This is a genomic window from Ruegeria sp. HKCCD7628 (assembly GCF_057221005.1).
Window position 1 is genome coordinate 92,996 of the sequence record NZ_JBWVBA010000013.1, and the last position, 17,758, is coordinate 110,753.

Below are 17,758 nucleotides of genomic sequence, written 5' to 3' on the forward strand. Positions count from 1 at the left end.
GTAACCAATTGGTTATAAGTTATGCCTTCAGGTGCACCGAAAAGCAACAAAAATAACCAAAACAAGGGAATTGACCGAACCTCAAGTAACTAATAAGTTACTTATTGAGTTTGTTCTTTGGGAGGATCACCGTGAACATCTATTTTCGAAACACTTATCAGCGTACCTTCGGCACATTCCCCCTGACCGGAGCAGAACTTCGCGACTCGATGGCGATTGCAGCCGAGATCGGGTATCGGTCCTTTGACACCGCTCAAATGTATGAAAATGAGAAGGAAACCGGTGACGCGCTGGCCGAAATTGGCCTGAAACGAGATGAAATGTGCGTCACGACCAAAGTGCATCCGGATAAATTCAGTGACGACGCGTTCCTGCCATCCGTGGAAGAAAGCCTTAAGAAGCTTCGCCTTGATTACGTGGACGTCCTGTTGTTGCACTGGCCACCTATAGGGGGGGATATCGCGCCATCTTTGAAATTGCTTGAACAGGCTCATGCAAAGGGTCTGGCAAAGAACATCGGCGTCTCAAACTATACCGCGCAAATGATGCGAGACGCAGTCAAGATCATCGAAACACCGATCGTGTCCAATCAGGTCGAGTTTCACCCGCTGCTGAACCAAGATGTGCTTCTGGCAGCCGCCTCTGAAACGGGCATCCCTTTGTCGTCCTACTGCTCGGTGGCGCGCGGAGAGGTGTTCAAGCACCCGATTTTTGCCGAGATCGGTCTAGGCTACGGAAAAACCGCCGGACAGGTCGTGTTGCGTTGGATTTTGCAAAAAGGTGTTCCGATCAACACCATGTCTACAAAACGCGCTAACATTCAGGCCAATTTTGACGTGATGGATTTCATCTTGTCCAACGTTGATATGGATCGGATCGACGCCATGACCCAGGCAGGTTATCGGATCGTCACCGAAGACTTGGTGCCTTGGGCCCCCGATTGGGACTAAAGAAAAAAGCGGCGCTCATTCAAGGCGCCGCCAGTTCGGGGAGGTAAATCGATTTCAGTGATTGCCCCGGATCATGTCCGCCGCTTTTTCGGCCATCATGATCGTCGGTGCGTTCGTGTTAGACCCAATCAGGCTGGGCATGGCTGAACTGTCGCATATCCGCAGCCCGTCAATCCCGCGCACCCGCATTTGCGGATCGACCACCGCCATCTCATCCAGGCCCATTTTGCAGGTACATGTCGGGTGATAAGATGTCCGGCCATATTGGCGGGCATAGGCTTCGTATTCGGCCTGTGTTTTCACGTTGTCACCGGGGAAGTGAATTTTGCGGATGTAGTTTTGCAGACTTTTCTGCCGGAAAATCTCGACACTGTGTTTCACCCCTTCGACCGAGATTTTCAGATCATCCGGGTGACCCAGGAAATTGGGATCGACCAGCGGCATATCCTCGACCTTGTTTGACCGCAGACGCACTGTACCACGGGCCTTGGGACGCACAGTGTATGAGTTCAGCGTAATACCCGAGCTGCCTTTGGGCACGCTGGGCACCCCGGCCTCGGCACCGGCACCTGCAAGGAAATGAAATTGCAAATCCGGCACGGGGGCCGTGTCGTCGCCATACCAGAACGCCCCGCCTTCAACCACGTTCGAGGTCACAGGCCCCGAGCCGAACAAGTAATACTGTATTCCGGCCCAGGCCGCCCAGTGAGGCTTATTGTACTTGTCCAGACTATAGTGCCCGTTCAGTTCGGCCACGATATCGATGCCAAAATGGTCGTTCAGGTTCTCACCCACACCGGGCAAGTCTTGCTTCACCTCGATCCCGTGCTCGCGCAGATGCGCGGCGGGGCCGACACCCGACAGCAACATCAGCTTGGGTGTTCCGATCGCGCCCGAAGTGACCAGCACCTCCTGATCCGCCGATGCGGTTTCAACCTGTCCACCCTGATCAAATTCCACTCCGGTCGCCCGGCCATTTTCGATGACAATCCGATGCACCTGACACCCAGTTTTGACCGTCAGGTTCCCGCGCGACATCGCCGGTTTCAGATATCCCACAGCAGCCGAGCAGCGTTTCGCGTTCCAGGTGGTCGTCTGGTAAACGCCTGCACCTTCCTGAACCGCCCCGTTGAAGTCGGGGTTATACGGGATGCCCGCCTCTTGGCACGAGCGCACAAAGGCGCGGGTCATCTCTTGCGGGTCCGGGATGTTGGACACACCCAAAAGCCCTTCGGTCCCGTGCCAGTCTCCGGACAGGATTGCATTGCGTTCGGACCGAATGAAGTACTTCTGGATGTCCTTGAAGGCCCAGCCTTCGCACCCTTCCTCATTAGCCCAACGGTCATAATCGACCGGGTTGCCGCGCGTGAACACCTCGGCATTGATCGAGCTTCCACCACCGATCACCCGGCCCTGAGCATAGGGGATCTCACGGTTATTGGCGTTGACTTGCGGGACGGTGTTAAAACCCCACGTATGCGGCCCGTCCGTCATCTTGGCAAAGCCCACAGGCATGTGGATCAACGGGTGATTGTCCTTTCCGCCCGCCTCAAGCAGCAGCACCCTGACGGCGCCGTCTTCGGTCAGGCGATTGGCCAAAACACAGCCCGCTGATCCGCCACCAACGATGATATAGTCAAATCCGTTTGCCATTACTCTACCCAATGCGACCGTTTGCCGATCTCGACATGGATCGACTTGATCTGCGTATATTCCTCGACGCCGTGCATCCCGGCCTCGCGGCCCCAACCGGACGCCTTGAACCCGCCAATCGGCAGTTCAGGCCCCCCAGCTAAAGTTGTGTTGACCCAGAACCGTCCGGCCTGAACGCGGCGAGAGATGGTCAGCGCCTTGTCGATATTCTTGGTCCAAACACTTGCCGCCAGACCGTATTCAGTATCGTTGGCAATCGAGATCGCTTCGTCAATCGTATCAAACGGGATCACAACCAGAACCGGGCCGAAAATCTCTTCGCGCGCTATGGCCATGTCGTTGGTCACATCAGTGAATACCACCGGGTCGATATATTGCCCGCCCGAGATTTCGGGCGTTCCGCCCCCGATCAGCAGGGTCGCGCCCTCTTCCTGACCCTTGGCGATGTAGGACAGGATGGTGCGGTTCTGCGCGTTTGTCGTGATCGCGCCCGCCTGGGTGCGTTCGTCCAACGGATCGCCCACGCGGACCTTGCGCAGCTTGTCCGCGACCATGCCTGCAAACTTTTCTGCAATCGAGCGTTCGACCAAAAGGCGCGCACCGGAAACGCAACACTGGCCGGTGTTGAACGCGATGCCGAAGGCCACACCATCGGCTGCATCTTCAAGGTCCGCATCAGCAAAGACAATCTGCGGATTCTTACCGCCCAGTTCCAACCCCAGCTTTTTGAAATTGCTCTGCCCCGCCGCCGCAACGACCGAGCGGCCAACAGCGGTCGAGCCGGTAAAGGACAGCATATCCACATCCATGTGTTCCGCCAGCTTCTGGCCGATCACGCTGCCTGATCCGGTGACCACATTGAACACACCATCCGGCAATCCTGCTTCCGACAGGATCTCGGCCAGCAATAAAGTCGTGGCACTGGTCACCTCGGAAGGTTTGGCAACAATCGTGCAGCCCGAAGCGAGGATATAAGGCACCCGCTCGCACAGGATCAGGAAAGGGAAGTTCCAAGGCGTGATCAGACCGACAACGCCAACCGGCTCACGGGTGACAATGCCCAACGCGCCATCGCCGCTGTTGTTGAAACTCTCCCCATGCAAAGCTAGCGCCAGACCGGCAGCGAATTCGAACATACCAACGCAACCGCCAATCTCGCCCCGCGCCTGCGCGATGGGCTTGCCGTTCTCCAACGTTTCCCAATAGGCGATCTTATCGGTGCGCTGGCGGATCAGATCGGCCGCTTTCAATAAAACAGCCGCGCGGTTAGACCCGGACAACCCGCACCAGCGGCGATCATCGAACGCCGTGCGCGCCGATGCGACGATCTCGTTCAGATCATCCTCGGTACAGCGCGGGATGCGCGTGACCGGCACGCCATGACCCGGCGAGGACCGCTCGAACACGTCGCGATCACCGGCGGGAACCCATTTGCCGTCCATGAAGAACCCAAATTCACGGGGCTCGGAAGGCGGTGTAAGTATCTGTGCGTTTTGGTCCATAGTCGGGGCTCCGAGAAAAAGCGTCAGGCTGAGGCGTCCAGGCCATCGCGGAAATCGTTCCACCCACCATCCACCGAGGACGGCGCATCATGCCATTGGTGCAGAATTTCACCGGTCGCAGGGTCTTTATCCGGAATCGGCAGCATCATGATCCGTTTGGCGGCCGCCTGGAACATTTCCGGAGTCAAAAAAGCCTCTTGAATATTGTCCCAGTCGCGGCCCCCGGCGTAACCGCCACACATCATGATGTCGTCGGATCGGCCGACCATCTCATGACTGACACCCGCAGGCATGACGATAACATCGCCAGCCTCGATCCGTACCCGAGTCCAACCTTCGACAGATAGGTTAAACTCCATCCAGCCCCGCGCGCATCCCAGACATTCATGAGATGTCGAATGGAAATGCGGGTACTCGTAAACGCCCGGATATTCCCAGTTGTTGCCCCAGCCATTTGCGCGGAACCGGGCCTTGACGGCATCCACGCCGCCACCTGGGATCGCTCCTCGATGGATCAGCAGGGGAAAACGGCTGTTCGGGATCATGCCTTCTGGTTTGGATGTATAGACTTCGACGGTCATGCTGAGCTCCTCCCTCTCTGGCGTTTACGTCATCGTTATTTGGGTTTTCAGATCAGTCGGACGATCCTGGAAACTGTCAAATGCTTCCTGAATGCATTCCAGCGGATAAATCGCTTGGGTAAAGCGTTCAGTTTTTATCCGACCGTGGGTCAACAGGGTCAGCGCGTCATGCATATCCTGCCCCATCCCAGCGACAGAACCTTTGATCGAATTCTCTTGCAGGATGGTTTGCAGGATATCGACAGGCAGGGTCTCTCCTGCACCAGTCAGTCCAAAGGCCGCGATATGACCCCCTTTTCGAGCCAGTTTGGTGGCCTGTTGATAAAGAGCAGGCAGGCCAACGCTTTCGATCACCACATCAGCACCGCGACCATCCGTATGATCCCTAACCACCTGTTCCAGTTGGTCTGGATCGGTGACACCAACATCCGCCCCGACCTCGAGCGCCATGTTCACACGCGCCTTGGACAAATCCGCAACGATGATCGGCGCCGCCCCGATCGTGCGCAAGAGTTGTACGTGCAGGTTACCGATGGGGCCCGCGCCCAGTACCACGACCGACTGGCCAAATGTGATGTTGGCTTTACGCGCACAGCGCACAACACAGGCCAAAGGTTCGGTCAACGCCAACACTTCGGCAGCTGTGTCCTGCGGAGCTGGAATAACAAGGCACGCGGGGACGCAGATGTATTCGGCAAAGGCGCCATCCATGGTGATACCCATCTGCTGCATCTCGGGGCAGTTCAGGATTTCATTCCGGCGGCACCAATAGCAGGTGCCGCAACCGATATTCATATCGACCACAACCGGCGCACCAACCGTCAGGCCGGCTACGCCTTCGCCCAACTCGGCAATTGTGCCCGTAAATTCATGACCGGGTATCAGGGGCAGGCTGTCGGCCGCGTAGTGGCCGTTAAAGATATGCATGTCGGTCCCGCAAATCCCGACCCGTATGATGCGAACCAGAACTTCACCCCGACCTGGGTTGGGGCGTGCGACGTCAGTGACCTCGAACCGACCGGGTTCGGTCAGCACCGCCGCTCGCATGGTCGGGGTCATTTCACAACCCTCAGCTTGGTTCGGTCGATGGTCAGTGCGATGGCCACAATCAGAATAAGGCCAAACACCATCTGCTGTTGCGTCGCGTCGACCTCAAAATAAAGCATCGAAGACCGGATCACAGCCACGATCAGAGTGCCAATCAGGGTGTTGATCACTCCGCCCACACCACCGGTCAGCGGTGTCCCACCCACCAAAACCGCGACGATCGCAGGCAGCAGGAACCCGTTTGCCAGAGTGGGAGAGCCTCCGGACAATTTCACTGCAAACAGCAAGCCCGCAATCGCCGCCAGTCCACCGGACAGAGCGAACGCCATGATCTTGATGCGATTGACATTCAGGCCCGAGGCCACGGCGGCAGGTTCCCCCGCCCCCACAGCCTTGAGCGCACGGCCAAAGGTGGTGCGTGATTGCAGGAACCATGCACCCAGAACCAACGCGGCGGCGATGAACAATTCGCTGGGGATGCCCGCCAGCGATCCGGTCATCCAACCAAAGGTCGAATCCCGAAGTGTGGCGTCCATGAACAGCGCGCGCTGCCCTGACATGTATTGTGCGGCGGAAAAGGCGATGCCGCCAACCGCAAGGGTCGAGATAAAGGACGGCACAAACAAGCGCGTCGTGACAAAGCCCGAAACCCCGCCCAGCACAACACCGGCTAGAATGCAGATCAACGCAGCACCAATGCCAAAGGTTGGCAGGGCAATCGTGGCCACGACTGTGGTCATGTTGGCAACCGACTGCGCAGACAAATCTATCCCGCCGATATAGATTGCGAACGTCATGCCAAGCGCCATGATGAACAGCGGCACGATATCCGCCGCCATCGAAATCAAGTTGGAAGGGCGCAAAAAGTTGGAATCTGCAGCCCCGACGACCAGAACCAGAACCAACAGAGTGATCCAGGGCAAATGCGGTTTGATGCGTTCAAAACTCATGTGTTCGCCCTCAGATCATGTGATGGACAAGGTCATACAGCGACGGTTTGTCCCCTGGGCTGCAATCGAAACGTTTCTGGGCGATACCGTCCTTCAGGACGATAATCGTGTGGCTGAGGCCAATGGCCTCTTCCAAAGTGTCAGCGACCAGAATGATGCCGACGCCGTCATCCGACATCTCGCGTACCATGTCATAGACATCTTCTTTGGCGCCGATATCCAGACCGCGCGTCGGGTGATCCAGCAGGATGATATCGGACCCGGCCGAGCGCCATTTGGCCAGCACAACCTTTTGCTGGTTGCCGCCCGACAACCCGCCACAATCCTTGTAGACATCTGGTGTCTTGATCGCCAAACGATCGATCCATTGTCGAGCCAGTTTTTTTTCCTCACCAATCCGCAACACGCCCGAATTGGCATAGTTTCCCATCTGGCTGAGCGTCATGTTTTCGTAAACGCTCATGCCTGCGACGATCCCTTCAACCTTGCGTTCGCGAGGGATGTAACCAACGCCGTTGGCGACCCCGACTTGCGCGTTGAATTTGCTGACGGGAACGCCCTTGATGCTTACGGCACCGGTAGATGGAGTTTCGAGCCCAAAGATCGTGCGCAAGATCGCCTCGCGTCCCGAGCCTTCGGTACCGACCAGACACAAAACCTCGCCGGGGCGCAGATCGAATGAAATGTCCGAGTACTTTCCCGTTGCAGTCACGTTCTGGAAGGCAACCAGCGGCTGTGCCTCAACCTGATAAGGTTTTTGCTTCTGCTCGCGGTAATATTCCTTGTCGACATCGCGCCCGACCATCTTGTGTTGGATCGCATCAACATTCGCATCGTCGTGGGCGACGACGTCTACAACTTCGCCGTCTTTCATCACATAGATACGGTCGGACAGGTCCAGAACCTCGTCCATTCGGTGGCTGACAAAGATGAACGACGCCCGTTTTGTCAGCTCACGCACAAGCGAAAACAACAACTCGACCTCTTCCTTTGCCAAAACTGAGGTTGGTTCATCCAGCAGGATGACCAGATCGCCGTCGATCCGTTCTTCAAGGGTCAGCACCTTGGCCAGTTCCACCAGCTGGCGCTGCGCAAAGGATAGTTTCGACGTTGTCATCGCCGGATCGATGTCCAGTTTGACCTTAGACAGTTGCTTGCGCGCGGCCTCGGCCATGGCTTTCCAGTTGATAACGCCGTAGCTCACGAATTGCTGCTCGAACCCCAGAAAGATGTTCTCCATCACGGTCAGGTTGGTTATCAGCGATTGTTCCTGAAACACCATGCCGATACCGTGATCCATCGCCTGACGCGGGTTCTGGAACCGAACCTTAGTGCCGTCGATGGTGATGTCGCCGCCGTCGGGTTGGTATGCCCCATAGATGACCTTCATCAGGGTGGATTTGCCCGCACCGTTTTCGCCAACGAGGCCCACGATCTCGCCGCGCCCGATCTTGAAGTCCACGGATTTCAGAGCGTGGACGCCGGGGAATTTCTTGTCGACATTGATCAGTTCGTACATCTGCCCGCCCCTATTTCACGAAGGTTACGGATTTGCGGTCGGTCGATAGAACCACCGCGGCGATGACCAATATGCCCAGAACACCGTCTTGCACGTAGCCGGGCAATCCGATCACAACCATGCCGTTGTTAATGACATTCACGATCAACACACCGATCAGCGTATTCCAGACACCGCCGATCCCGCCCCACAGAGCAGTACCACCCACCACAACCGAGGTGATCGACACGAACATGAAATTCGACCCTGTCGCTGTCTCGGCAATACCGATCCGCCCCACGGCCAACAACGCGCCGACCGCATAAAAGACACCGGCCAGTGCAAACCCCATGATCCGCACGCGGTTGACGTTTAGACCTGAAGCATGAGCCAGTTCCTCGCCCCCGCCAACAGCATAGAAGTTACGGCCCAGTGTCGTACGAGACTGGATGAACCAAGCGATCAGTAGAAACAGAAGTGCGACATAGCACATGATGGGAAATCCGAACCAACGCTCGGTCAGCAGCGAACGGAACAGGTCGTCCTCCACTCGGATGCGGTCGCCCCCTGTCAGCAGCAGCGCGAAACCAGTGCCGACGAAACCCATTGCCAGAGACGCCATAAACGACGGTATCTTCAGCAAGACATGCACAAGCCCGTTCACTAACCCGATTGCCCCGCCGACAAGCAAGGCCAGAGGGATGGCAAGCCACGCCCAGGACGCCAACGTGCCACCCAAAGCAATGAAAGCAAAAGCAAACACCACGGCACAAACCGAAACCGTGCCCTCCATCGACAAGTCGATCGATCCCATTATGATGATGAATGTCACGCCAATAGCAACCATCAGCGCCGGCGCCGAAGAAATTCCGATCCGCGCAAAGTTGCGCAGTGAAAAAAAGCGCGGCTCCATCGCCGTAAAGAACAGGACCAAAACCAAAAGGACGATCAGGGGCGCCCATTTGATCAGAACATCCCGTGTCAGCACATTGCTCACGTGCTTCCTCCCACTGAGTGAACTGGTGGTGGTCGATCAAGTCGGACCCGAATGTACGAGCCGGCTCTGAGGCCGGCTCGCAATCACATTATTTGTATTGAATTTGGCCGTTCGACGTGGACCAGAAATCTTTCCAATCATAGGTCGGGACACTGTCCAGATACTCGGCCTTGAACGCTTGGGCGTCTTCTGGGCGGACCATGATGGTCGGGCCATAGAATTCGCGGTGTTCGTTTGGTTCGTCAGAGGGCTTGAAGTGACCCGTGGCCGCGTAATACGCCAATGCCGCCGTGATACCGCCACCCCAGTGCGGGTTGGTGAAGACGGTGGCCAGGATCTTGCCCTCGCCCACCAGCTCAACCGCCTGCGGGTTACCATCATATGATACGATGGGCATATCTTCGATTCCTTCCGCGCGCAGGGCCTCTAGCACGCCGTAAGCAATGGTGTCATTGGCGCAGTGAACACCCTTGATGTCATCCCCATACCGGGTGAGGAACGCGCTCATGACCTGATTGGCTTTCTGCGTATCCCAGTCGGCGGGCTCTGCCGCCAGCAACTCGGCATTCGGGTAGTCTTTCAACGCGTTCTTCAGACCGGCCAGCCGCTCGATCGCTGGGTTATTCGAGGCGATACCGCCCAGATGAACAACGCCACCGGAACCGCCCATGGCATCCAATAGAATGCGCGCGGTTTGCTCGGCTGGGCCTTCGTCGGACCAGCTCATGTGGCTGACATAGTTGTCGCCGAAATCCCAGGGGTGCAGGTCGTCGGTCTTGTTCCACAGGGTCGAAACATAGGCCCCTGCTTCGACACAGGATTCCACAACCGGACGCGCATTCGGAGCATCGTTGGTGTCGATGGCCAACGCGAGTTCGCCATTTGTCTTGGACAAAAGCGCTTTTACATCCGCCAGCGATTTCTCAGATGAGCCTTCGTTGATCAGGTGCGTCAGGAAATCCTTGGGTTTACCCAGACTTTCGACAAAAGCCTCGCCGCCGGACACGATCTCATTCCAATATGGGTTCGTGCGATTGCGATAAGACCAAGCAACAGTTGGGTCCGTGATGGCAGCACGCGCCATTCCACCCAACATGCTAGAGATTGCTGCACCGCCAACACCATACGCTGATGCCAGCAACAGGTTACGACGGGTTATCGTCTCCTGCGCGATATAGTTTTTGATGAACGACATATTTTCCTCCCATTACGATCTGCACCTTGGGTCCGCGATTGATGACCCGGTTCGGACGCGCGGCATTGATCGCGGCTATGCACGCCTTTAATGCACTAACTAGTTACTTCTTTACGAAATGATGTGTCAAGCGTTAAGAATGATGGAAAACAGGGGGCAATCGCTCATTCAAAACAGATGTGGCTACACCTCTGCGGCTCATCAGAGTAATAGAAAGGTTCATCAGAAGGGTTTAGCCGTGGCCGAAATACCGAAAACAAAAAAGAAAAGAGACGCCGAGGCGACCAAGTCCAGAATCCTAATGGCCGCAAAGAGTGAGTTTGCCAAACGGGGTCTGGGTGGCGCACGCGTTGATGAAATCGCTGAACTGGCCGAAGCCAACAAACGCATGCTGTACCACTACTTTGGCAGTAAGGAAGACCTGTTTCGAACCGTACTGGAGGAAGCCTATCTGGATATCCGCAAGGCCGAGCGGGAATTGAACCTCGAAGATTTGTCCCCGACTGATGCACTGGAAACCCTGGTGCGGTTCACTTGGCAGTATTATCTTGATAATCCTGAATTTATTACACTGGTTAACAGCGAAAACCTGCATGGCGCGCGACACATAAAGTCGCTTGATAACCTGCCAGAAACTATGCGCGGTCTGGTTGGAATGGTGGACGAAATCCTGGTCAAGGGACAGGCTACAGGTGAATTCAGAAGCGGCATCGACGCTGCTCAGTTGAATATCACGATCGCCGCGATCGGCTATTATTACCTGACAAACCGGCATACGGGCTCGTTTCTGTTCGGGCGCGATCTTATGGAAGAAAAGGCGCTGGACGAACGTTTGGCCTTCAACATTGAAACTGTTTTAAGATTGGTCCGAGCTGACGCACAGGGGAATTGAGAACCGCTTTTGACTAGTCGCTTTCGGCCTTAAATCTTTTGCAGTGCGGCCTTGAAGAAACAGGTTCTTGCCAATCACTTTGAAGGGTAACCAACCTTCTGTGACTGCGAAAACCCACCTGTTGCGCAAACAGGCTCCGAGGTTCGCAAGCGGTCGGGCCGCACGTTTTCCGCTCTATACATCCTCAGCTTCTGTCGGTATGAGCAGCGCTTCGATTATGATCCGTGTGTTGGACGCTCTGAGGGTGACAGCATCACCCAGGAAAGCTGAACCATGAAACAAACGCTCGAAACTGCGCTGAAGCGCAAGGGATACGACACTCTGACCCCCGTCCAACAGGCCGTCACCGCGCCCGAACTGCAGATGCGGGATATGTTGGTATCGGCACAGACCGGATCGGGTAAAACCATCGGATTCGGTTTGGCGATTGCCCCAACCATTCTGGGCGATGCACAGGCGTTTGACACAGCGGATACGCCCCTGGCATTGGTCATCGCACCGACCCGAGAACTTGCAATGCAGGTTAAGCGAGAGCTGGGGTGGCTTTACGCAGATGCCGGTGCCTACATCACATCCTGCGTTGGCGGCATGGATATGCGGGATGAACGCCGGGCCCTGTCTCGAGGCGCGCATATCGTTGTGGCGACACCGGGGCGCTTGCGGGACCACATCATGCGCGGCTCGATAGATCTAACGAACGTCCGCGCCGTAGTTCTGGACGAAGCCGACGAGATGCTGGACCTCGGGTTCCGTGAAGATCTGGAGTTCATTCTCGAGCAAACCCCAATCGACCGTCAGACCCTTTTGTTCTCCGCGACCGTGCCGCGCGCCATCGTTAGCCTGGCAACACGATACCAACAAGACGCTCAGCGTGTCAGCACCGTCAGCGAGCGTACACAACACGCCGATATCGAATACAAAGCCATGAGCGTCGCCCCACGCGACGGCGAAAACGCCATCATTAACGTGCTGCGGTATCACGAAGCCCCCAACGCAATCGTCTTTTGCAACACGCGTGCCATGGTCAGCCGTCTGACCGCCAGATTGTCGAACCGCGGATTCCCCGTAGTCGCGCTGTCAGGCGAGTTGACACAGAGTGAGCGGTCCAATGCCCTGCAAGCCATGCGGGACGGACGCGCCCGTGTTTGTGTCGCCACAGATGTTGCCGCGCGCGGGATTGATCTGCCGAACTTGGATCTGGTGATCCATGCTGAACTGCCAAACAGTCATGAAACCCTATTGCATCGCTCTGGCCGGACCGGGCGCGCGGGCCGCAAAGGCGTCAGCGCACTGATCGTGCCCCCGGCTTCATTTAAAAAGGCTCAGCGTCTGCTCAAATTCGCCAAGCTGACGGCTGAATGGGGCGCCGCACCCTCCGCCGAAGAGGTGAATGCACAAGACCTGCAGAGAATGTTCAACTCAGATGACTGGCAATTGGACATCTCCGACTCTGAACGTAACTCCGTGGATGAATTGCTGTCGAAGTTCTCACCAGAACAACTTGCCGCGGCTTATGTCCGTCAATACGCGCGACAACATTCTGCGCCCGAGGAACTAAACGAAGTCAAAGAACCTGGACCCAAACCAAGTGTTCCGTTCGGCCCGAGCGTCTGGTTTGCAGTGTCCGAGGGACGCAACGAAAACGCGTCTCCAAGATACCTGCTGCCGATGATCTGCAAAGCGGGCAACATTACCAAATCGGACGTCGGAGCGATCCGCATCGCTGAGACCGAGACATATATCGAAATCCGCGAAAGCAGCGTTGCCGGTTTTCTGGAGGCCATCGGTCCCGAGATGACGATTGAGAGTACAAAGGCAATCGTTCAACTGGACGCCGCCCCCGATTTCCAGGCAGCAGGCAAACCCAGCTTCAAGCGAGGCGAAAAGAGCAAGAAGGAATTTGCCAAAACCGGCAAAAAGCCCCCGCGCAGTGTCGAGCCTAAACCAGCCAAGGCGTGGAAGAAGCCCGAGCGAAAGTCCCCTGACACGCCGAAAACCGACGCTAAACCCAAGCGCGACTCTGGCAAGGCTGGCGATCAGGCGGCCAAACCTCCGCGTCGCCCAAAAGGCCCGCCACCACCAAAGGGCAAACCGAGCAGCAAGAAAAATCGCGCGCGCGCTGCAGCGGCAAAAGGCGGCAATGCGATGCCAAGGCGGTCCAAGTAAAGTTCGAGCCGGCAATCAATGACCGGCTCGAAACTTGCTCAAACGCCTGAACGCTCCTTACGAGCCGTACAAAAGGTTCGGTAACCACAGAACCAGCGAAGGTACGAAGGTCAGTAACAGCAAGACCGCCAACAACGGCACCAGAAACGGTAACGTGGCGCGGACGCATTGTTCGAATGGCACCTTCGAGACGCGCGACAGCACGAACAACACCATGCCCACCGGCGGGGTCAGCAGACCCAGCATCAGGTTCAAGATTACGATGATGCCCAGATGCACCGGATCAATCCCGAACTGTGCCGCCACCGGCATCAGCACCGGCACGAGGATCGAAATCGCCGCGATGGTCTCCATGAACAGGCCCACGACCAGCACAACCGCCATGATCAACAGCAGCACAACGGCCTTGCTGTCGGTAAATGACAGCACAAATTCTGCGAAATGCGTGGCGACCTGATTGGCGGTCAGGATCCATGCGAACACCGAGGCCGCGCCAACGATCATCATGATCGCAGCCGTCGTCTCAATGGTTTCCAGCGAGATCACCGCCAGCTTGCGCGGAGTCAGGGTGCGATAGACGATGGTGCCCAGAAACAGCGCATAGGCGGCAGCCCCGATAGCGGCCTCTGTCGGAGTGAACGCCCCCGAGACGATGCCGCCCACAATGATGACCGGGGTCATCAGCGGAAGGAACGCGGCCCGAAACCGGGTGGCGATGACCGAGGGGCTAAAGCTGACATCACGCGGGTAGTTGCGTGTGCGTGACATCCACCAGATCATCGCCGATAACGCCGCTGCCATCAACAACCCTGGAACAATCCCGGCCACAAACAGCTTGCCAATCGACACCGACGCCATGACGCCAAAGATCACCAGCGGCAAGGACGGCGGGATGATCGGCCCGATAGTCGACGAAGCGGCAGTGACCCCGACGCTGAAATCGTCATCATAGCCTGCCTCACGCATGGCCTTGATCTCGATCGCACCCAGTCCGCCAGCGTCGGCCACGGCAGCGCCAGACATGCCCGCAAAGATGATGCTGGCGCCCACATTCACGTGGCCCAGACCGCCATGCATCCAGCCGACGATGGCGCGCGCAAATCCGAAGATCCGCGCGGTGATCCCGGCCGAGTTCATCAATGCGCCCGCGAGGATAAAGAAAGGAATGGCAAGCAGCGGGAAGCTGTCCATGCCATTGACCATGTTATGCATCAACAGAACCGGTGGCAGGCCAGAATACAGAATGTAAGCAAACGAGGACAGCGCGAGCGAGAAAGCGATCGGCACCCGCAGCAGCATCAGGCCGAACAGCGATACGAACAGAATAGTCAGACCCATTTGTCTTCACCTTTTGCAATCTGCTTCAAACGCGAGACAATCTGCCAACCGACGACGCACAGGTTTGCCCCGGCTAAGGCCATGACGCATGCGTGCAGGTAGTATTTCGGGAAAGGCAATGAGACCATTTGCTGGAACGATGTCCTCTGGATCAGCTCCCACGCGGACCACATGATCACGGCAAACAAAACGAAGGTTGCCGCCAGCGCAAAGATATGGACCCAACGCAGGCGGAACCCATAGTATTTGTCGACAAATTCCAAAACGATGTGGCTGCCGACAACCTGACACCGGATCGCCCCGGCAAAGCCCAGAAGGATCAGCAGATATCGCGCGGCCTCTTCCGTCCACGCGACTGAATCGTTCAGCACATAGCGCGTGAAAAACTGCAAAAAGACCACGCCAAACAGCAACCCGAACAGGGCCAGTAGACCGTAGTCTCCGATTGTGATGCGGAAATTCTGGAAATGAGCGTCGTCTTCGGCGGCCAGTGCGTCAAAGTCGATCTCGGGCGGGGTTTCGGTCTGGGTCATTCGGGGCCACCTTGTGCGGTCAGAATGCGCCCGGCGCGAGGCCGGGCACAGTCTAGATTAGTCCTGGATTGCCTGAAGACGTTCGAACGTCTCAGCATCCCAAGGCACGTCATTGCCCGTCAACAGCGGCGCGACGGCGGCCATGAAAGGTGCGCGATCCACCTCGTTCACGGTAACACCCTGTTCACGGAACCAATCAGCCAGTTCAGCCTCTGACTGAACAATTTCATCCGATGTGCTCGAGGCCGCTTCGGCCAATGCGTCAAGCAGCGCCTGCCCGTCATCGCCCATCTTGCCCAGCGTCACAGGTGACACCACAACCGCAAGCGAGTTGGTGATATGTCCGGTCAGGTTGATGTTCGACTGCACCTCGTAGAACTTTTTGAACTGGATGGTGGGCAGCGGGTTTTCCTGTGCGTCTACAACACCTTGCTGTAGGGCCAGATAAACTTCGGCAAAGGCCATGGGTGTCGGGTTTGCGCCGGTGGCCTTGGGGAACATCTGATAGGCAGGCGCGTTCGGGGTACGGATTTTCAGCCCGTCCATATCTGCGGGCGCCAGGATCGGCTTGTTCGAGGTCACGTGACGCGCGCCGTAATAGGTCATTGCCGCGACGGTATTGCCCGAAATGTTCTTGTATTCTGCTGCCATTTCATTGAACAGATCCGAGTTCACATAGGCTCGCCAGTGATCATAGGACCGCATTGTGAACGGATAGTCCGAGATGCTGATCGGGCCATAGGACTGACCCAGAAAAGCCACGCCGGTATAGATCGCGTCAACCGTACCCAGCGACAGCGCCTCGTTCAGCGCGGCCTCTTTGCCCAATTGCGAAGCCGGGAAGACCTCCATCTTGTAGCGCCCGTCGGTCTTTTCTTCCAACAGCTCGGCCGCACGTACAGCTGCTGCGTGATAAGGCGTCGAAGCCTCATAGACGTGGCCAAACCGCAGGGTCTCTTGTGCCAGGCCAGCCGTTGCGCAAAGCGCAAAAATACAGGCGGCCCCAAAGGCCGTTTTTCCAAAGTTAAACATTTAGGGTAGTTCCTCCAGGTTGATTTAAGATGCCCGCCGGTTTCTTCAGCCCGGTCAGGCGGTTGTTTCATTCCGCCGCCAGTTCCTCTGAAAAGCGGAAGTCTTCGATGGTTTCGGGTTTTATTTCGATCGAGAACCCTGGCTTTTCCGGCGCCATATAGGCCCCGTTCCTCACCACACAGGGATCGACGAAATGCTCGTGCAGGTGATCGACATATTCGATCCGCTTGCTGTCTTTCTCACCCGAGATCGCGATGTAGTCGATCATGGACATATGCTGGACGTATTCACACAGACCCACGCCCCCGGCATGGGGCCAGACGGGCAAGTTGTATTTCGCGGCCATCAGCATGACGGCCAGAACCTCGTTCAGCCCGCCCATCCGGCAGCTGTCGATCTGAACAATGTCGATCGCGCCTTCCTTGATGAACTGTTTGAAGATGATGCGGTTCTGGCACATCTCGCCCGTCGCCACCTTGACCGGCGCGACCCCTTCGCGGATCGCCTTGTGGCCAGATACATCATCGGGGCTGGTGGGTTCTTCGATGAAGTACGGGCGCGCAAAGGACAGGGCCTTGACCCAGTCGATGGCCTGATCCACTTCCCATACCTGATTGGCATCGATCATGATGTTCATGTCTTCGCCCAGAACCTCTCGCGCGATGGTCAGGCGGCGGATATCGTCGTCAAGGTCGCGGCCCACCTTGAATTTGGTGTGAGTAAAACCTGCGTCCTTGGCCTCCTGACACAGGCGGCGCAGCTTGTCGTCAGGATAGCCCAGCCAACCAGCCGAAGTCGTGTAGCAGGGATAGCCTTCAGCTTTCAACTTGGCGATGCGGTCGGCCTTGCCCGGCGCGGCAGCGCGCAGCATGGCCAGCGCTTCGTCCGAGGTGATCGCATCGGTCAGATAGCGAAAATCGATCAGGCGCACGATCTCTTCGGGGGACATGTCGCCCACCAGCTGCCAGACGGGTTTCCCCGCCTCTTTGGCCCACAAATCCCACGCGGCATTCACCACCGCGCCAGTCGCCAGATGGATCGCACCCTTGTCCGGCCCGATCCAGCGCAGCTGACTGTCCCCGGTGATATGACGCCAGAAGCGGCCCATATCTTCGGTGATCCAATCCAATTCCAAACCCTTGACCAACGCGCCAAGCGCTTTTATCGCGGCCACGCAGATCTCATTGCCGCGCCCAATGGTGAACGTGAGGCCGTGGCCCTCATGCGCACCATCCGTTTCCAGCACCACATACGCGGCGGAATAGTCGGGATCGGGATTCATCGCATCCGATCCGTCCAGACTGTCCGAGGTCGGAAAGCGCAAGTCTTCGGTTCGGATGCCGGTGATGCGGGTCATGCGCTGGCCTTTACATCCTGCCGCTGCACGCCCAGTCCCTCGATCCCCAGCTCCATCTTGTCGCCGG

Annotated in this window: 15 protein-coding genes; 3 read left to right on the top strand and 12 right to left on the bottom strand. The window is 57.0% G+C overall.

The features are described from left to right. Window positions 1–131: 131 nt before the first annotated feature. Window positions 132–950: an aldo/keto reductase gene (locus tag AC2TAD_RS19850; RefSeq protein ID WP_480869881.1), complete on the top strand. Its 819-nt coding sequence runs from the start codon at window positions 132–134 to the stop codon at window positions 948–950. A 54-nt stretch (window positions 951–1,004) separates the two neighbouring features. Here AC2TAD_RS19850 and AC2TAD_RS19855 read toward each other — a convergent pair whose 3' ends face one another. The 8 genes from AC2TAD_RS19855 to AC2TAD_RS19890 form a co-directional block, all read right to left on the bottom strand. After that, window positions 1,005–2,603, bottom strand: a complete 1,599-nt coding sequence (locus AC2TAD_RS19855) for a GMC family oxidoreductase (protein ID WP_480869883.1) — start codon at window positions 2,601–2,603, stop codon at window positions 1,005–1,007. Further along, the gene (locus tag AC2TAD_RS19860; protein WP_480869885.1) at window positions 2,603–4,105 is read right to left on the bottom strand and encodes an aldehyde dehydrogenase family protein; all 1,503 of its coding nucleotides are present in this window, start codon (window positions 4,103–4,105) and stop codon (window positions 2,603–2,605) included. The genes AC2TAD_RS19855 and AC2TAD_RS19860 overlap by 1 nt, the downstream gene beginning before the upstream one ends. Before the next feature lie 23 nt (window positions 4,106–4,128). Next, complete coding sequence (locus tag AC2TAD_RS19865) at window positions 4,129–4,686, bottom strand: hypothetical protein (protein WP_170755804.1); 558 nt, start codon at window positions 4,684–4,686, stop codon at window positions 4,129–4,131. Between the two features lie 24 nt (window positions 4,687–4,710). Then, window positions 4,711–5,745 (bottom strand): zinc-dependent alcohol dehydrogenase, encoded by a 1,035-nt coding sequence (locus tag AC2TAD_RS19870; protein ID WP_480869888.1) that lies wholly within the window; start codon window positions 5,743–5,745, stop codon window positions 4,711–4,713. Next, window positions 5,742–6,683, bottom strand: a complete 942-nt coding sequence (locus tag AC2TAD_RS19875) for an ABC transporter permease (protein ID WP_480482284.1) — start codon at window positions 6,681–6,683, stop codon at window positions 5,742–5,744. Before AC2TAD_RS19875 ends, AC2TAD_RS19870 begins: the two co-directional genes overlap by 4 nt. Before the next feature lie 10 nt (window positions 6,684–6,693). Next, entirely contained in the window at window positions 6,694–8,202 is a 1,509-nt protein-coding gene (locus AC2TAD_RS19880; protein ID WP_480869890.1) for a sugar ABC transporter ATP-binding protein, read from the bottom strand. Between the two features lie 10 nt (window positions 8,203–8,212). Beyond that, complete coding sequence (locus tag AC2TAD_RS19885; RefSeq protein ID WP_170356330.1) at window positions 8,213–9,178, bottom strand: ABC transporter permease; 966 nt, start codon at window positions 9,176–9,178, stop codon at window positions 8,213–8,215. An 88-nt stretch (window positions 9,179–9,266) separates the two neighbouring features. Further along, window positions 9,267–10,373 carry a sugar ABC transporter substrate-binding protein gene (locus AC2TAD_RS19890; protein WP_170356329.1) on the bottom strand — a complete coding sequence of 369 codons (1,107 nt, stop codon included), beginning with the start codon at window positions 10,371–10,373 and terminating at the stop codon, window positions 9,267–9,269. A gap of 139 nt (window positions 10,374–10,512) precedes the next feature. Here AC2TAD_RS19890 and AC2TAD_RS19895 point away from each other — a divergent pair, with 139 nt between their 5' ends. Then, window positions 10,513–11,265, top strand: coding sequence for a TetR/AcrR family transcriptional regulator (locus AC2TAD_RS19895; protein ID WP_480869892.1), 753 nt, complete (start codon window positions 10,513–10,515; stop codon window positions 11,263–11,265). Between the two features lie 273 nt (window positions 11,266–11,538). Next, entirely contained in the window at window positions 11,539–13,431 is a 1,893-nt protein-coding gene (locus AC2TAD_RS19900) for a DEAD/DEAH box helicase (protein WP_480869894.1), read from the top strand. Between the two features lie 57 nt (window positions 13,432–13,488). Here the strand turns inward: AC2TAD_RS19900 and AC2TAD_RS19905 are convergent, their stop codons facing one another. From AC2TAD_RS19905 to AC2TAD_RS19920, 4 genes are all read right to left on the bottom strand, one after another. Beyond that, the gene (locus AC2TAD_RS19905; protein WP_480869896.1) at window positions 13,489–14,769 is read right to left on the bottom strand and encodes a TRAP transporter large permease; all 1,281 of its coding nucleotides are present in this window, start codon (window positions 14,767–14,769) and stop codon (window positions 13,489–13,491) included. Then, entirely contained in the window at window positions 14,760–15,302 is a 543-nt protein-coding gene (locus AC2TAD_RS19910) for a TRAP transporter small permease (protein WP_480482295.1), read from the bottom strand. The genes AC2TAD_RS19905 and AC2TAD_RS19910 overlap by 10 nt, the downstream gene beginning before the upstream one ends. A 57-nt stretch (window positions 15,303–15,359) precedes the next feature. After that, a complete protein-coding gene (locus AC2TAD_RS19915; protein ID WP_480869899.1) occupies window positions 15,360–16,334 on the bottom strand; it encodes a sialic acid TRAP transporter substrate-binding protein SiaP in 975 nt (324 codons plus the stop codon). A 67-nt stretch (window positions 16,335–16,401) separates the two neighbouring features. Further along, window positions 16,402–17,758: L-fuconate dehydratase (locus AC2TAD_RS19920; RefSeq protein WP_480869901.1), on the bottom strand; the 1,357-nt coding region annotated here is incomplete at its 5' end.

What these genes read in the sequence shown, in the direction of transcription:
- AC2TAD_RS19865 (WP_170755804.1), bottom strand. Translation starts at nt 4,686, where the DNA reads ATGACCGTCGAAGTCTATACATCCAAACCAGAAGGCATGATCCCGAAC.
- AC2TAD_RS19875 (WP_480482284.1), bottom strand. Translation starts at nt 6,683, where the DNA reads ATGAGTTTTGAACGCATCAAACCGCATTTGCCCTGGATCACTCTGTTG.
- AC2TAD_RS19860 (WP_480869885.1), bottom strand. Translation starts at nt 4,105, where the DNA reads ATGGACCAAAACGCACAGATACTTACACCGCCTTCCGAGCCCCGTGAA.
- AC2TAD_RS19900 (WP_480869894.1), top strand. Translation starts at nt 11,539, where the DNA reads ATGAAACAAACGCTCGAAACTGCGCTGAAGCGCAAGGGATACGACACT.
- AC2TAD_RS19890 (WP_170356329.1), bottom strand. Translation starts at nt 10,373, where the DNA reads ATGTCGTTCATCAAAAACTATATCGCGCAGGAGACGATAACCCGTCGT.
- AC2TAD_RS19895 (WP_480869892.1), top strand. Translation starts at nt 10,513, where the DNA reads ATGATGGAAAACAGGGGGCAATCGCTCATTCAAAACAGATGTGGCTAC.
- AC2TAD_RS19915 (WP_480869899.1), bottom strand. Translation starts at nt 16,334, where the DNA reads ATGTTTAACTTTGGAAAAACGGCCTTTGGGGCCGCCTGTATTTTTGCG.
- AC2TAD_RS19905 (WP_480869896.1), bottom strand. Translation starts at nt 14,769, where the DNA reads ATGGGTCTGACTATTCTGTTCGTATCGCTGTTCGGCCTGATGCTGCTG.
- AC2TAD_RS19855 (WP_480869883.1), bottom strand. Translation starts at nt 2,603, where the DNA reads ATGGCAAACGGATTTGACTATATCATCGTTGGTGGCGGATCAGCGGGC.
- AC2TAD_RS19870 (WP_480869888.1), bottom strand. Translation starts at nt 5,745, where the DNA reads ATGACCCCGACCATGCGAGCGGCGGTGCTGACCGAACCCGGTCGGTTC.
- AC2TAD_RS19910 (WP_480482295.1), bottom strand. Translation starts at nt 15,302, where the DNA reads ATGACCCAGACCGAAACCCCGCCCGAGATCGACTTTGACGCACTGGCC.
- AC2TAD_RS19880 (WP_480869890.1), bottom strand. Translation starts at nt 8,202, where the DNA reads ATGTACGAACTGATCAATGTCGACAAGAAATTCCCCGGCGTCCACGCT.